Annotated in this window: 13 protein-coding genes; 7 read left to right on the top strand and 6 right to left on the bottom strand. The window is 39.2% G+C overall.

Annotated features, from left to right (window positions below):
• The 4 genes from rpmF to accC all read left to right on the top strand — a co-directional run bounded on the left by rpmF (position 1) and on the right by accC (position 3,309).
• Complete coding sequence (rpmF, locus tag ACSVH6_RS02775; RefSeq protein ID WP_073308476.1) at positions 1-195, top strand: 50S ribosomal protein L32; 195 nt, start codon at positions 1-3, stop codon at positions 193-195.
• Between the two features lie 157 nt (positions 196-352).
• The gene (locus ACSVH6_RS02770; protein ID WP_438075323.1) at positions 353-1,351 is read left to right on the top strand and encodes a beta-ketoacyl-ACP synthase III; all 999 of its coding nucleotides are present in this window, start codon (positions 353-355) and stop codon (positions 1,349-1,351) included.
• Positions 1,352-1,375: 24 nt separating this feature from the next.
• Entirely contained in the window at positions 1,376-1,867 is a 492-nt protein-coding gene (gene accB / locus ACSVH6_RS02765) for an acetyl-CoA carboxylase biotin carboxyl carrier protein (protein ID WP_438075321.1), read from the top strand.
• Positions 1,868-1,962: 95 nt separating this feature from the next.
• A complete protein-coding gene (accC, locus tag ACSVH6_RS02760; protein WP_438075320.1) occupies positions 1,963-3,309 on the top strand; it encodes an acetyl-CoA carboxylase biotin carboxylase subunit in 1,347 nt (448 codons plus the stop codon).
• A 36-nt stretch (positions 3,310-3,345) separates the two neighbouring features.
• Here accC and ACSVH6_RS02755 read toward each other — a convergent pair whose 3' ends face one another.
• From ACSVH6_RS02755 to ACSVH6_RS02730, 6 genes are all read right to left on the bottom strand, one after another.
• Positions 3,346-3,705 (bottom strand): helix-turn-helix domain-containing protein, encoded by a 360-nt coding sequence (locus ACSVH6_RS02755; RefSeq protein ID WP_438075318.1) that lies wholly within the window; start codon positions 3,703-3,705, stop codon positions 3,346-3,348.
• A 418-nt stretch (positions 3,706-4,123) separates the two neighbouring features.
• The gene (locus tag ACSVH6_RS02750) at positions 4,124-5,647 is read right to left on the bottom strand and encodes a T9SS type A sorting domain-containing protein (RefSeq protein ID WP_438075316.1); all 1,524 of its coding nucleotides are present in this window, start codon (positions 5,645-5,647) and stop codon (positions 4,124-4,126) included.
• A 189-nt stretch (positions 5,648-5,836) separates the two neighbouring features.
• Positions 5,837-7,735, bottom strand: a complete 1,899-nt coding sequence (locus ACSVH6_RS02745; RefSeq protein WP_438075314.1) for a S9 family peptidase — start codon at positions 7,733-7,735, stop codon at positions 5,837-5,839.
• A 109-nt stretch (positions 7,736-7,844) separates the two neighbouring features.
• Positions 7,845-8,309: a lipocalin family protein gene (locus ACSVH6_RS02740; RefSeq protein WP_438075312.1), complete on the bottom strand. Its 465-nt coding sequence runs from the start codon at positions 8,307-8,309 to the stop codon at positions 7,845-7,847.
• Positions 8,310-8,314: 5 nt separating this feature from the next.
• Positions 8,315-9,709, bottom strand: coding sequence for a DUF5689 domain-containing protein (locus ACSVH6_RS02735; RefSeq protein ID WP_438075310.1), 1,395 nt, complete (start codon positions 9,707-9,709; stop codon positions 8,315-8,317).
• Between the two features lie 16 nt (positions 9,710-9,725).
• Positions 9,726-12,590, bottom strand: coding sequence for a carboxypeptidase-like regulatory domain-containing protein (locus ACSVH6_RS02730; RefSeq protein ID WP_438075308.1), 2,865 nt, complete (start codon positions 12,588-12,590; stop codon positions 9,726-9,728).
• 137 nt (positions 12,591-12,727) lie between these two features.
• Here ACSVH6_RS02730 and ACSVH6_RS02725 point away from each other — a divergent pair, with 137 nt between their 5' ends.
• The 3 genes from ACSVH6_RS02725 (at position 12,728) to amaB (ending at position 16,181) form a co-directional block, all read left to right on the top strand.
• A complete protein-coding gene (locus tag ACSVH6_RS02725) occupies positions 12,728-13,837 on the top strand; it encodes an endonuclease/exonuclease/phosphatase family protein (RefSeq protein WP_438075306.1) in 1,110 nt (369 codons plus the stop codon).
• Between the two features lie 63 nt (positions 13,838-13,900).
• Positions 13,901-14,437 carry a 3-hydroxyanthranilate 3,4-dioxygenase gene (locus ACSVH6_RS02720; RefSeq protein WP_438075304.1) on the top strand — a complete coding sequence of 179 codons (537 nt, stop codon included), beginning with the start codon at positions 13,901-13,903 and terminating at the stop codon, positions 14,435-14,437.
• A 190-nt stretch (positions 14,438-14,627) separates the two neighbouring features.
• Entirely contained in the window at positions 14,628-16,181 is a 1,554-nt protein-coding gene (gene amaB, locus ACSVH6_RS02715) for an L-piperidine-6-carboxylate dehydrogenase (protein ID WP_438075302.1), read from the top strand.
• Positions 16,182-16,208: the final 27 nt, after the last annotated feature.

Here is a 16,208-nt window from a genome sequence, read left to right as displayed (position 1 = left end):
ATGGCACATCCTAAGAGAAAGACCTCGAAAACAAGAAGAGATAAAAGAAGAACTCATTATAAAGCAACTGTTGCTCAAATCGCAACATGTCCGGTAACCGGTGAGGCGCATTTATACCACAGAGCTTATTGGCACGAAGGTAAAATGTATTACAGAGGACAAGTAGTTATTGATAAATCAGTAGCTGTTGCTTAATTAGGTTTTTTTTACAAAACAAACTCCCACTTTATGGGAGTTTTTTGTTTTACTTAATTTTAAGAAATATCCCTTTCTAAATACTCTCGGTATAATTTTTTTTTGTAATTTCCACAACTTTTCGGCTGAAAAAACCGAGAAGAAAAATACCATCTTTATGAATACAATTACAGCCGCAATTACCGCAGTTGGAGCCTATGTTCCGGACTTTGTACTCTCTAATCAAGTACTGGAAACCATGGTAGATACCAATGACGAATGGATTACCACTCGCACCGGAATCAAAGAAAGAAGACTTTTAAAGGAAAAAGGAAAAGGCACCTCCTTCATGGCGATTAAAGCCGCACAAGACTTAATTACCAAAGCCAATATCAATCCTGCAGAAATAGATTTAGTAATTATGGCCACCACCACTCCCGACATGCCTGTGGCATCTACCGGAGTATATGTAGCTACACAAATTGGCGCTGTAAATGCTTTTGCTTACGACTTGCAGGCTGCCTGTTCAAGCTTTCTTTACGGAATGTCAAACGCAGCAGCATACATTCAATCAGGACGTTACAAAAAAGTACTGTTGATTGGTGCCGATAAAATGTCCTCTATTATTGATTATACTGACAGAGCTACTTGTATCATCTTCGGAGATGGTGCAGGGGCTGTTTTATTTGAGCCAAATTACGAAGGCTTAGGATTACAAGATGAATTTTTAAGAAGTGATGGTATCGGAAGAGAATATCTGAAAATTGATGCCGGTGGTTCGATACTTCCTCCATCAGTAGAAACGGTAGAAAACAGACAACATTTTGTTTTTCAGGATGGTAAAACTGTTTTCAAATATGCTGTTTCCGGTATGGCTGATGTGAGTGAAAAAATCATGGAGCGTAACAATTTGACCAAAGAAGATGTCAACTGGTTAGTAGCCCATCAGGCCAATAAAAGAATCATTGATGCCACGGCCAACCGCATGGGGTTAGAGGAAGACAAAGTATTGGTGAACATACACCGATACGGAAATACAACTTCAGCAACGCTTCCGTTGTTGCTTAGTGATTTTGAAAACCAATTGAAAAAAGGAGATAATTTGATTTTTGCCGCTTTCGGTGGCGGATTCACCTGGGGTTCTATCTATTTAAAATGGGCTTATAACAAACAATAAAACTAATTCTAAAACTAATAAATCATGGATTTAAAAGAAATTCAAAACCTGATCAAATTTGTATCCAATTCAGGAGTTGCTGAGGTAAAATTGGAAACAGGTGATGTAAAAATCACAATCAGAACTACTTTAGAAGGAAATACACCTGATATCACTTATGTGCAACAAGCGCCTATGCAACATGCTTTGGCTGCTCCAGTTGCTGCCGCTCCAGTTGCTGCTGCATCTGCTGCTCCGGCTGCACCTGCTGCACCTGCTGCTGATGACAACTCAAAATATGTTACTATAAAATCACCTATGATTGGAACATTTTATCGCAAACCTTCTCCAGACAAAGCGCCATTTGTAGAGGTGGGAAGCACCATCGGAAAAGGAGACGTACTTTGTGTAGTTGAAGCTATGAAGTTATTCAACGAAATTGAAGCTGAAGTTTCAGGAAAAATCGTTAAGATTTTGGTTGATGATATGTCACCGGTTGAATTTGACCAACCTTTATTCTTAGTTGACCCTTCTTAATTTGAAGATTTGAAGATGTGTTAATTTGAAAATAATTTTCACACGCTTCACTGATTTTCAAATTTTCAAATTGTATAATTTTCAAATTAAAAAGGATGTTTAAAAAAATATTAATTGCCAACCGAGGCGAAATCGCGCTTCGCGTTATCAGAACCTGTCGTGAGATGGGGATTAAAACCGTTGCCGTTTACTCTACTGCTGATGCCGAGAGTTTGCATGTGAAGTTTGCTGACGAAGCTGTTTGTATCGGTCCGCCGCCCAGCAATTTGTCTTATTTAAAAATGCCGAATATTATTGCTGCGGCTGAAATTACCAATGCTGATGCGATTCATCCGGGTTATGGTTTCCTTTCAGAAAATGCTAAGTTTTCTAAAATTTGCCAAGAGCACGGGATTAAGTTTATCGGAGCCTCTCCGGAGATGATTGATAAGATGGGAGATAAAGCTACGGCCAAAGCTACCATGAAAGAGGCCGGAGTTCCTTGTGTTCCGGGTTCTGACGGTATTTTAGAAGATTTTGCCCAAGCTAAAAAAGTAGCCAAAGAGATTGGTTACCCTGTGATGATGAAAGCTACTGCCGGTGGTGGTGGTAAAGGAATGCGCGCCATCTGGAAAGAAGAAGAATTGGAAAAAGCATGGGAGAGTGCCCGTCAGGAAGCGGCTGCTGCTTTTGGCAATGACGGCATGTACATGGAAAAATTAATTGAAGAACCTCGTCATATCGAAATTCAGGTGGTGGGTGATTCGTATGGTAAAGCCTGTCACTTATCTGAAAGAGACTGTTCAGTACAAAGACGTCACCAAAAATTGACGGAAGAAACTCCTTCACCCTTTATGACGGATGAATTGCGTCAAAAAATGGGAGAAGCCGCGGTTAAAGCTGCCGAATTCATTAAGTACGAAGGCGCCGGAACAGTTGAGTTCTTGGTTGACAAGCACAGAAACTTCTACTTCATGGAAATGAATACCCGTATTCAGGTGGAACATCCTATTACGGAGCAGGTAATTGATTATGACTTAATTCGTGAGCAGATATTAGTTGCTGCGGGTGTGCCGATTTCGGGTAAAAACTATTTACCGCAATTGCACTCTATAGAATGCCGTATCAACGCCGAAGATCCTTATAATGACTTCCGCCCTTCACCAGGTAAAATTACCGTTTTACATGCGCCGGGAGGCCATGGTGTGCGTTTGGATACCCACGTGTACGCAGGGTATACGATTCCGCCGAATTATGACTCGATGATTGCCAAGTTGATTACTACGGCACAAACCCGTGAAGAAGCTATCAACAAGATGAAGCGTGCTTTAGACGAGTTTTATATTGAAGGTGTGAAAACGACTATTCCGTTCCACAGACAGTTGATGGATGAACCGGATTATGTAGCCGGTAACTACACCACGAAATTCATGGAAACGTTCAAGATGAACGATCCGCAATAGATAGAGAGCCCTGCTGCAAAGCGGGGCTTTTTTTTATTAGTCCTCTTTGTTTTCTTTGGGTTTGTTGATGAAATCAGCGACTTCTTTGAGTTGTTCTAAAGGCAGCGTCTTGAGGGTTTGTTGCCAATCGAACTCAGATTGTTTTGGGATTAGTTTGTTGAGCGGATGGTTGTCTGTTATTTTAACATTTGCACTTGGTTTAAAGGCCAAGAGGTCGTTGGGTTCACAATGGAGGATTTCGCAAAGTTTTTCGATATGGTCTAAGCGAATGGCGCGGGAATACCCATTGACAATATCATTGGCTGTGTGTGGAGAGATGCCGGCTTTTACTAAAAAGGTGTAAGGTCTTTCGATTTGACGGATTTTGCAGATTTCGGTTACGTTTAAAGATAGCATGGCGCGTTTGTTTTAATGTTAATTACTATTCTAGTTTCTATCAAATTGTATTCCAAAATGAATGGAAAGGATTTAAAAAATAGTAATTCATATGACAAAACCAAAACTAATCTTTTAAAAACCCGTACTCTTCTTTGCTTATTTTGAATGTAATTCAGGTCTTATCGTAATCTTGTTTTATGTAACTGTAAAAAGGATTGATAAGGAGGTAAAACTTTATTCTGTAACAGTAATAAGTAGTGTTATAAAAGTAATAAAGTTGGATAAACCCGAAAATATAGTGCTGCAAGTGGGAAGTTATTCTTAAATTATGATTGACTGAATTGCTGTTCTTTAGTAACAAAAAGCCCAACTCATTTGAGTTGGGCTTTTTGTGCTGTCTTAATCTTAAAAAAGATAATTTCCTATTTTCTAAAAACTACTCCTTAACAAATTTCATCTTCGAGTTGCCTGTATCTGTTCTTATTAGTTTTATAAGATAAGTGCCTTTAATCAAATTTGATATATCTATTGATGAAATATTTTCAGCATTATTGATTGTATTTACAACTTGTCCCAAAACATTGTAAATAATGATACTTTTTATTTTGGTCGAACTGTTAGCCTCTATGTTTAGAATGTTTACAGCAGGGTTTGGATAAAGTCTGAACGTATAATTGCGTTCGAAATCATCATTTTGTAATGAACAATTAGAACTAACCGAACAATTGGTATAACCATTGGTAATGATATTATTTTGAATCGTGCTTATTTCACTGTTATCCGCTGTGATGCATTGCAAATTTGGACAAAGATTAAAACTCAGAGTTGTATTGATTCCATTTTTTATATTACAAGTTGTCAAAATCGAACTATTATAGATACTTAAAGTTGAAAGCGCGGGTAAATTAGATACATCAATAGTTGTTAAATTAGTTTGACCTGCAAACATGGTAATCAAATTGGGATGATTTCCAAAAGTTAAACTTGTCAATGGATTATTGGTAAAATTCAATGCTGTCAAATTTGAAAACCCTGTAAGATTCAAACTGGTCAATTGATTATTTTGACAAACAAAAACACTTAAGGTGTTTGGAATACCGTTCATATTTGTCAATCCCGAATTTCTGCAAAAAAGGGTTTGTAAATTTGGTAATAAAGCATAATTAATATTTCCTAAAGCAGATCCGTCAGTTGTTAAGCTTGTCAAGCTTGTTAGATTTGGCATAACATTTACAGTCAGTGGAGATATGGCGTTACTTGGCAAATTTTGTAAATATAAAAATTGCAAATTCACAAGACTGCCTAAGTTAACTTGTGTAATGAATGGATTTGCTCCCATCGATAATGACTCCAAGCTAACTGCTGATGATAAATCTATATTTTGAATAGCATTATTTGAGAAATCCAAAAGCGTTAAATAACCAATGTTATTAATATTTAAATTAGTTAGTTGATTATTAGAACATCGCAAAGTATTAAGAGATCCTAAACCTGTAAGGTTCAAAGCCGATAAAAGGTTAGACGAACAATTAAGTGATAGAAGATTAGTCAAATTATTTAAATTCAATGCCGCTATTTGATTGACAGAACAATTTAAAAATACAAGATTTGTTAAGCCTACAATATTCAACGTTGTCAATTGATTCGTAAAACAATTTAAATTCTCTAAATTAACAAAGCTTTCGATTCCAGTCAAATCTACAATATCACTCGAGCTGACATCAAGATATTTAATCGCCATGGCCTCACTCACCTGAATCTCACCGTCATTATTAGCATCCACACTATTATATGATGTCACATTTCCATTTAAATTAGGCGTTTGAACGGAGGCCACATGAACCGAGCTGCTTGCAGACAATAATTTAGCCTTAAAATTGGCATCGGGAATGGTAATGATTTGAGCTTGAATACCGCTTAAGGATAACAGCGACATTGTTAAAAAGTAAAATTTCTTCATCAGTTTAATGGTTTTGTCTCAAAAATAAGAAAATTAGGTATTTCCAAGCATAGTTAAAAGAGTATTTCACAATTTTTGGAAATCTGGCTAATGTTTTGAATTCATTTTTCTAAAGCCCTCTATCTCCAAAACAAAAACACCCCTGTTTTTTGAAAGTAACAGAGGTGTTTTTAATTAAACTTGGAATTATTATAAAGTTTCTTTCAACCATTTGTAGAATTCACGTTGCCATACTAAACCGTTTTGCGGTTTGAGTACCCAGTGATTTTCTTCGGGGAAATATAAGAAACGGCTTTTGATTCCTTTGAGTTGGGCTGCTTGAAAAGCTTCCTGTCCCTGTCCTATCGGCACACGGAAATCGATTCCGCCCTGAATTACCAAGATAGGGGTGTTCCATTTATCAATGAAATTGATTGGGTTGAATTGCGAATAGGTTTTTTTCGCGATTTCATTTTTCTCCCAATACGCGCCGCCGTGTTCCCAATTGTCAAAGAACAACTCTTCGGTGGTGCCGTACATGCTTACCAAGTTGAAAACCCCATCGTGTGCGATGAAGGTTTTGAAACGGTTGTTGTGGTTTCCGGCTAAATAATAAACCGAATACCCGCCGTAGCTGGCGCCAACGCAACCCAAACGGGTTTTGTCTACATACGCTTCTTTGGACACATCATCAATGGCAGAAAGGTAATCGTTCATTACTTGTCCGCCCCAATCGCCTGAGATTTGTTCGTTCCAAGCCTGTCCATGGCCGTACATTCCGCGACGGTTAGGCGCTACTACGATGTAGCCTTGCGAAGCCATCAAAGAGAAATTCCAACGGAAAGAGTAAAACTGGGTTAGAGGGGATTGTGGTCCGCCCTGGCAATATAAAAGGGTTGGGTATTTTTTGGTTTTATCGAAATTAGGCGGCAGGATGACCCAAACCAACATCCTTTTACCATCGGTAGTCGTGACATAGCGTCTTTCGTATTTAGGCAATGCCAATTGCGCGTAGGTTTCGTCATTGGTTTTAGTTAACTGAAGCCACGTTTTTTTCTTGGTGTTGTACGAATAAATTTCGAGTGCATGGTTCATGTCCGTACGGGTCAGAATAAAGTTTTCACCGGATACATCCACGATATCGTGCACATCAAAATCGCCGTTGGTTACTTGTTTTACCACTACGGCAATTTTAGTCAGTCCCGGGAAATTCACTTCGAACAATTGTTGGGTTCCGTCAACAGCCGCGAGGAAATACACTTTCTTGCCATCAGGACTCCATTTAAAGCTTTCTACGGAACCATCCCATGCGGCAGTTAAGTTGATATCCATTCCTTTGAAACGAACGATAATATCGTTCTTATCGGCTTCATAGCCATCGCGCTTCATTTGTAGCCAAGTCAAATCCCCTGCCGGAGAAAAGGCCGGGTTGGTATCGTAACCCGGGTTGGGTGCGGTAAGGTTTTTGGTTTGTTTGGTGGTGAGGTTGTATTCGTATAAATCGGTATTGGTGGTCAGGGCATAAGCCGTTCCGAATTTCTTTTTGCTTACATAGATGATGCTGTTGCCGGAAGGCGACCAAATGTAGTCTTCATCGCCGCCAAACGGTTTTTGCGGACTGTCATACGGCTCGTCTTTCATAATGTCAATTGGGGTAGCATTAGCTTTGTTTTCGGCATAGAAGACGTGGTTGTGGGAGCCGTTGTTCCAGGTATCCCAATGACGATAATCCAGGCCGTTGTAGACCTGAGCGTCTGCTTTTTGCAAATCAGTATAGATGTCTTTACCCAGAACATTTTCCGTTTTCACTTCCTGGGTAGACAAGATGTATTTACCATCAGGAGAGATGTTTTTATCGGCCAACACTTCTTTGGTGTCTTTCAATTCGACCGGAGTGCCGCCATTGAGCGGAATGGTGTAAAACTTCGTTTCTGATTTGTTTTCAGCCATTATCGGTGTGGCTACTTTATAGACCACTGATTTTCCGTCTTTGGAAATGCCTAAAGCGGTTACCCGATTTAGTTTCCATAACGTTTCGGGAGAAAGAACGGACTGGGCCGATGCTGCAATGCTCATAGTGCTAACGATTATAAAAAAAATTCTCTTCATTGTATTGTCATTTTATTGAAGGGCTAAAAGTACCAAAATATTGTTTATGAGTGAGGGGAAGACATAAAAAAAGCGGGGTATCACCCCGCTTTTTATTGTACTCAACTGTTTATTCTTTCACGAACTCCATGAAAACCAAATGACCACTGTCATCGGTATAATTCACTTCCAGATTCGTATACGTAAGTTTTGTAATCAATACCGTAGTGCTGTGGGACTGTCCGGCATCATCAACTGTAGTTAACGTCAAGTTATGATTGTCTTGCGCATACGTTCCTTCAACCATATCTTCCTGACAAGTAAGACCTGTTGTATCCTCATGGAAATCATGATTCATATAGGTCATGTCTTCGTTGAACATGATTTTATCGATATCCGTACCGCAAACGGCGTCACCTTGGTAGGGCACGTAATCAATTCCGTTGGCTTGATTAGTCGTTCCGATTTGAGCTACTTTCCAAGTTCCCACCAAATTATTTTTCTGCACATAATTCATTTCCGCTTTATCGCTTTCGCAGGAAACGGTAAGGGCAGTAAGAGCAGCTAAACTTAATAAGAGTTTAAATGATTTCATAAAGATTAGTGTTTTCCGGTAAGCGTTACGTTATCAATCTCCCAAGTTGAAGCAGCAGTAGTTGTAGAAGTATATTTAATTGCAACACGTACATTGGTATTCCCTGCTCCTACAAAATCACTGATATTTAAAGAACCTGAATTCACATAAGCGTAGTTTCCTGCTGATAATTGGGCGCCTGTAAGCTGAGTCCAAGTAACTCCTGCCGCATAAGGGCTTCCTGTTCCAGGATAGTTGTTTGAAACATATACTTCTACCGGATTTCCGTCGAATTTAAATGCATTGTCAAAAGACATGTAGGCCATCGACCAAGTAGATAAATCATTTGCCGGAGAAATTAACCAGTCTTCATTGTTTTGGTTTCCTCCTGAGTATCCTGACATTTTCATCATTCCTCCAGGATTTCCGAAGGTTGAACTGTACTGCCACGTTTGAGCACCCGTAACGCTGAATGTTGTCCAACTGCCTTGACTTGCGTCAAATCCTTCTTTTATAATGATAAAACGATCATTTACATCGTTAGACAATTGAATGTCGTTTTGTGAACGAGCAATAAATTGGAAGTCTGAACCGTATTTTGTTAAAACTCCTCTAATTTTTCCGGTTCCTTTTAAAACACTTTTAGCGGCAAAGTTAGCATAGCTACTGGTTCTGAAAATTACAGAACCTCCTGCTACATCCACGATGTGAAGGTTAGTAGCTCCACCAATGTCATTAGCCACATTGTAGTAAGCCGGTGATTGGATTGAAGCGTCATCAAACATTACATTGTCTAATTCCACCAAACGGTTTAAGTAAGCATTGCTGCTGGTAATATCACTAATTGTCACAGGAGTTGGTACACCTGCAGCATTGATAGGCAATAATTTGTCTTCATCGATTTTTTCACATGTAGGTTGAACCGCTGCTCTAAAATCAGCTTCCGGCATTCTGCCTACTGAAGGATATCCTGAAGAACTTACATACAATCCTCCAATTCTCATTCCGATTGGTCCTGAAGTTGGATTATCAGTATATAAACCATCCATTTTGATTAATACTTTTCTTCCCGGTTCGTAGTCAATAAATGTATTGCTGGCATCAACAGGAATGCTGAATGCTTTTACTTCCTGACCTGCTACCGGTTTGGTTTGGAATGAAATACTTTTGAAGAAGTTTCCGCCAATATCGCTTGAAGTCACATAAGCTTCAATTACATCCGAAACACCATCAACAATGTTAACGTGTTGTGCTACGGTAGGTGTTGCTAAAATTTGTGAAACCTCTCTGTTTTTTACCAACGTAGAGCCACCACAATCCTGTAACTCAGGAGTACTATAATTGTCGTCTTTCACACAGCTCGAAAAAACTCCGGCTGACAAAGCAACTAATAAAGCTGATTTTAAAAATGTTGTTTTCATATAATTTTATTTTTTTTTAAAAGTTAAGATATAGGTTTAGGAAATAGGTTCTTCCATAACCATAAAAATATTTAGGGGCGAAAGCCGGAGTACCGCTGGAAACGTCTTGGTTTAATTCTCTGTAACTAGAGTTTCTGGCTTGCTCAAAACCTCCGGTTTTATAAGTCACGTCAAAGACATTGTTAATACTAGCAAAGAATCCAAGTGTTTGGTTTCCAAACTTCCAAGATTTTCCACCGGTAAGGTTTACTAAAGTAAAGTTATCGAATTTTTCTTGTTTCAACAACTGGTCAGCTCTTTCTTGAGTCGCTTCAGGGAAGTAGTTTCCGTTGGCACTGTTTGGATCAACATAGAAACGATCGGTTCTTGTGATAGGCGCAATATCAATATAGCTGTTTGCTAAATAATTGGCATTGGCTCCAATCCACCAGAATTTAGGATCTCTGTACTCTAATCCAATTGAACCGGCAGCCTGTGGCATTCCGGATTGCTTGTAGTTTTTAATATGAGCCACTCCGTAGTCTGCAATTGGATTCGGGTTGCTTGCTGTTGCCAAACGATCCACACTGATGCTTACATCCGGATTGTTGGCATAAATATATTCTCCGTAAGCAGCACTTGCCGTAACTTTTAAAGTAGAAGTTATCGGATACTCTGCACCAAATTCCAAACCAACATTTCTTTTAGCTAAACCGGTAACCGTTTCGGCAACAAAAGCATTGGCTTCGTTGATATTATCTGTAGTCGGGTCATCAATACCGGCTCCGTCTCCGAAAAAGAATGATGTTTCGGTTTGATTTTCGATTTTAGAATAAAATGCTGTTAATCTTGTTTTCAATTTAGGTGAATTAATAATATAACTCAAATCGGCACTGGTAATGCTTTCACTGCTTACATTGTTAGTTACATTGTTATTCACACGGGCATTGCTGAATACATTTCTTAAGCTTGGTGCTTTTGACATGTATACTCCGTTGAAGGTTAAAAACTGTCTTCCGGTGATTTTATACGTAAGACCTCCTTTGAAACCAAAGTTGTCAAATTTCATTTTATTGCTGTATCCCAAAGAATTGTTGGCATAATATCCGTTTTTGTACAATCCTTCTCTTTGGTATTCTGAACGGGAGAATGTTTGTCCTACATAAAAATCAACTTTTTTATAGGTGAATTTGAATTGGGCAAACAAATCATATTTGGTCGTAAACAGGTTGTAGTTGTAACCGAAATTATCCCCTTCACCTACCTGACGATTTGGGTTGTTCAAATCTGATTGTTGTTGGTCACCAGCTCCGAAAAGAGTGATGTCATTATAATAGCCACCTCCTAGTAAATCCAATAGATTTTTGAAGTTATGCGATTTTACTTTGGTGAAAGTACCTCCGGCGTTCAATACGATGTTGTCGGCCAATTGTGAACTTAAAATAGCGTTAGCCGTCCATTGTCTGTCATCTGTTCTGTCTTCATACAAAATGTATTTAGCTCCTTCTCCGGCGGCATTGGCTTCGGCATTAACTTTGTATAATTTTGCCCAGTCAATTTGCGGTTTGGTTAGGAAAGCGGCATTGGCTGCACCTACTAAATCAGGTGTTGGGATTCCTCCTAATCCACCCGGATTGTACGCTGAAGGGTTGGTCAAACCAACAACTGCAGGATCGTTTTCGTACAACGAAGTGTAATAGCTAGGTAAGTTTCTGTAATAAGTAGGATCAGGATTGTTTACTCCCTGATAATCGATTCTGCTGTTTCCAATTTTTCCAAACTGGTATGCCAAGTTCATGTTTAAGTTGGTTTTGGAAGTAATTTTCCAATAGTCACTCAAAATAAATATAGGCTCTTCAATTTCTTTGATTCTTGAGTTTCTCACTTCTCCGTTTTGGAATCCCCAATAGGAATTGTATGTTACTCCGGCTAAATCAGTTACTTCTTTGGTATTTGGAGAATTTTTCCCTCTTCGGTTTTGAGCAAAAATGCTGGTAAAGTTCAACGAGTTGTTAGCGCTCAATTTGCGTTCAACACTGGCAAAGAAAGAATTAGCATTATAGGTTACCCCATCAAAAAATGCTGCATCATCTACTGAAAATCTTCTTGAAGCGGAAATAACATAGGCCCATCCATCGTTTCTCATTCCAGATGCTGAAGTACCCATGATTCTTCCGTTATAGTTGGTGTTGGTTCCTGAAAATGAAATACGATTGCCTCTTCTGTAAACTGAAGCTCTGGTATTGATTTCCTGAGTTCCTAATATGCCTCCGAAAGTATAATCAGATGGTGCAGATGCAAAAGTAAATTCCTGATTTCTGGTAGCATCGTTTAAACCACCCCAGTTACTGTACTGTGGTCTGCCATCGTATATTTTATTCATAGAGATACCGTTAATCATGGTCGTACCATACTCGCTATCCAAACCTCTTACTCTGAAACGGGCTTGTCCCCAGTTGAAAGCTGCTGCTTGTTGATAGACATCTCTGGAAGCTTGTAAAAGTCCGGCTGTACTTTCGGAACCACTGTTATCATCCCCTAAATCGTTGTCGGTAATGGTAATCAAACTCAACTGTTGTTCCTGAGTAATGTCTTCTTCCATGACAATAACTCCTAAATCTAAAATTTTTCCGGCTACAACATCCACCGAAAGCAATTGGTCTTTGTAACCCACGCTTTTGATTTGCACTAATTGACTGCCGACCGCTACTTCCTTAAATGTAAAAACACCACTAACATCTGTCAAAGTTGTCAAGCTGGTGTTTTGAATAGAAGCAACTACATTTTGTAATGGCTTTTGTGTCTTTGAATCGAGCACTTTCCCGCTAATTCCTGTCGGGTTCTGGGCAAAAACAAAAAGCACTTGCATTACAAATAAAGTACTAATAACAAGTTTTTTCATAAATAAATTAAATTAATTTTTCCTTTCGTTAAGCCTCGTTCAAAACTTAACAGCCGACAAATGTACATCTTTTAATAATATTATATACTTTTGGCGCAAAGTTTGTTAAAACTTGATATTAAATTAATATGCGTTTTATGAGAATTAAAAAATTAATAGCCCTTTTCTTTGCTTTTTTCGCAATATATGGAGCTAATGCACAAGAAAAGAAATACGTGGTGCATACCGTAGCGTTCTACAATTTCGAAAATTTGTTTGACACCATCAACGGCCCGAACAACGACGAAGAGTGGTTGCCGAACGGTGTTCAAAACTGGACTTCAAAAAAATACCACCAAAAATTACACAACCTGGCTACCGTTTTATCGCAAATCGGAAAAGGGGAAAAACAGGATAAATCTCCCGTAATAATTGGAGGTGCCGAAATTGAAAACCGCGGTGTATTGGAAGATTTAATCAAAGAACCTGAAATGTTGGTTAATGACTATGGCATTGTTCATTTTGATTCTCCTGACAAGAGAGGGATTGATGTGGCTTTATTGTACCAAAAGAAACATTTCAAACCTACCAGCTTCAAAAACATTCCGTTATTGATTTATAAAAGTCAATTGGACAGCAAAGCCAAAGAAAAAAATGACAAAGACGATGCTTCTGACGATAAATCAGAGATTGACAAGAACTTAGACCGCGTTTACACTCGTGACATTCTTTTGGTAACGGGTTATCTTGACGGAGAAGAAATTAATGTGATGGTGAATCACTGGCCTTCGCGTTCGGGAGGTGAAAAGAAAAGTTCTCCTTTCCGTGAGGCTGCCGGCAGACTTGACAGAAAAATAATGGATTCTATTTACAAAATCAATCCTAATGCCAAAATCATCTGTATGGGTGATTTAAATGACGGAACTTATAATAAGAGCGTAAAAGAAGGTGTTGGTGCCATGCGTAAAAAAGAAGATGTAAAACAATTTGGCGTTTACAATCCGTTTGAAGAAATGTTTTACAAAGGCAACGCAACTCTTTTCTACCGCGATGCCGGAGATATTTTTGACCAAATTATGGTTTCAGAAACCTTGATTCAAAAAGATTTTACTTCTTTCCGTTATTGGAGAGCCGGTATTTGGAACAAACCATTCATGATACAAACGACAGGGCAGTATAAGGGCTATCCACTCCGACATTCTATGAATGAAGTCGGCTATAGTGACCACTTCCCATCGTATATTTATTTGGCCAAAGAAATAAAATAACATTTTAAAGTCCCGATTCGTTCGGGACTTTTTTATTTTATAACTTTACCTAAAATTACTGTGATGGCTATACCAAAACCCTTCAATCTTACTAAATGGATTGACGAAAACCGCGCCCTGCTGAAACCGCCTGTGGGGAATAAAAACCTCTATATCGATTCCGAAGATTATATCGTGATGATTGTCGCCGGACCCAATGCCCGTAAAGATTACCACTATAACGAAACGGAAGAACTATTCTACCAACTGGAAGGCGAAATCACCGTTTACGTTCAGGATAATGGTGAAAAAAAAGCCATGACGCTCGCTGCGGGGGATATGTACCTGCATCCTGCCGGAGTACCCCATTCACCTAACAGAACGGAAGGTTCCATTGGACTGGTTATTGAAAGAAAACGCGTTGATTCGGGAGCTAAAGATGGTTTGCTTTGGTTCTGCGAAAATTGCAACCACAAATTGCATGAAGTCTATTTTCCGTTGACCGATATTGAAAAAGATTTTCTCAGTCATTTCAAACATTTCTATAATTCCGAAACATTGCGCACCTGCAAAAATTGTGGAACTGTAATGGAAACCGACCCAAGGTTTACTGCTCAATAATTAACGCTTTTTTTAAGTCTTCTTCGCACTCTCTTCGCAGTTTGTTGCACTGAGAGGTCATTTTTGCGAAGAAATACCGAACAAAACCCCAACACGAGAAGAAGGCTTGACTTAGGGCTTTGCTGAATATTCAAAATAATCCTTTACTTTTGCCATCATAAATTCATAAAACAAACAAACTTAGTATACAATGTCAACAATTGCACAACAATTCGGCATGACCGAAGCTTTAGAAATATTGGGTGTAAAAGCCATCAACGAAGGAACCTCAACCGGAAACAATCATTTCTCTTCAGGAGACATCATTGAGAGTTACTCACCGGTAGACGGACAATTGATCGGAAAAGTAAAAACCACTACCGCTGCCGATTACGAAAAAGTAATGCAAACGGCCTCGGAAGCTTTCAAAACCTTCCGTTTGATGCCGGCTCCGAAACGCGGAGAAATCGTGCGTCAGTTTGGAGAAAAACTTCGACAATATAAAGAACCACTAGGAAAATTGGTTTCTTATGAAATGGGGAAATCTTTGCAAGAAGGTTACGGAGAAGTTCAGGAGATGATTGACATTTGTGACTTTGCCGTAGGTTTATCTCGTCAATTGCACGGATTGACCATGCACTCGGAGCGTCCGGGACACCGTATGTACGAGCAATACCACCCGCTGGGAATTGTCGGAATCATTTCGGCTTTCAACTTCCCGGTAGCCGTTTGGTCTTGGAACACGGCGTTAGCATGGATTTGTGGTGATGTTTGTGTTTGGAAACCATCTGAAAAAACACCACTTTGCGGAATCGCTTGTCAAAATATCATTGCCGAAGTATTGAAAGAAAACAACCTTCCGGAAGGAATTTCGTGTTTAATCAACGGAGATTACAAAGTGGGTGAAATGATGACACACGACAAACGGGTGCCTTTAGTATCGGCTACCGGTTCTACCCGTATGGGTAAAATTGTAGCTCAGGCTTGTGCCGCTCGTTTAGGAAACTCTTTGTTAGAATTAGGCGGAAACAATGCCATCATTGTAACTCCGGATGCTGATATTAAAATGACGGTTATCGGTGCTGTATTTGGTGCTGTGGGAACTGCAGGACAACGTTGTACTTCAACCCGTCGTTTAATCATCCACGAAAGTATTTATGACAAAGTAAGAGATGCTATTGTTGGAGCCTACGGTCAGTTGAGAATCGGAAATCCTTTAGATCAAAACAATCACGTTGGACCGCTCATTGATACTCATGCGGTGGAGATGTATAACAAAGCATTAGCTCAAGTAGTGGCCGAAGGCGGTAAAATTTTAGTTGAAGGCGGCGTACTTTCAGGCGAAGGCTACGAAAGCGGTTGTTATGTAAAACCGGCGATTGCCGAAGCACAAAATCACTTTGAAATTGTGCAACACGAAACGTTTGCTCCTGTTTTATATTTATTAAAATATTCAGGGGATGTGACCAATGCTATCGAAATTCAAAATGGTGTAGCACAAGGGTTATCTTCCGCTATTATGACGAATAATTTAAGAGAAGCTGAAGCTTTCTTATCAGTAGCCGGTTCGGATTGTGGTATTGCCAACGTAAACATTGGTACTTCAGGTGCTGAGATTGGTGGTGCTTTTGGTGGAGAAAAAGAAACCGGAGGCGGTCGTGAATCAGGTTCAGATGCTTGGAAAGTGTACATGAGAAGACAAACCAATACTATCAACTATACAACCAGTTTGCCATTGGCACAAGGAATTAAGTTTGATTTGTAATCATCATATTTAATCATAAACAAAAAA

It is taken from the genome of Flavobacterium sp. XGLA_31 (assembly GCF_051547105.1).
In the GTDB taxonomy this organism is placed as follows: domain Bacteria; phylum Bacteroidota; class Bacteroidia; order Flavobacteriales; family Flavobacteriaceae; genus Flavobacterium.
The sequence above is the reverse complement of the archived record's forward strand: the minus strand, read 5'-3'. Positions and strand labels throughout refer to the sequence as shown.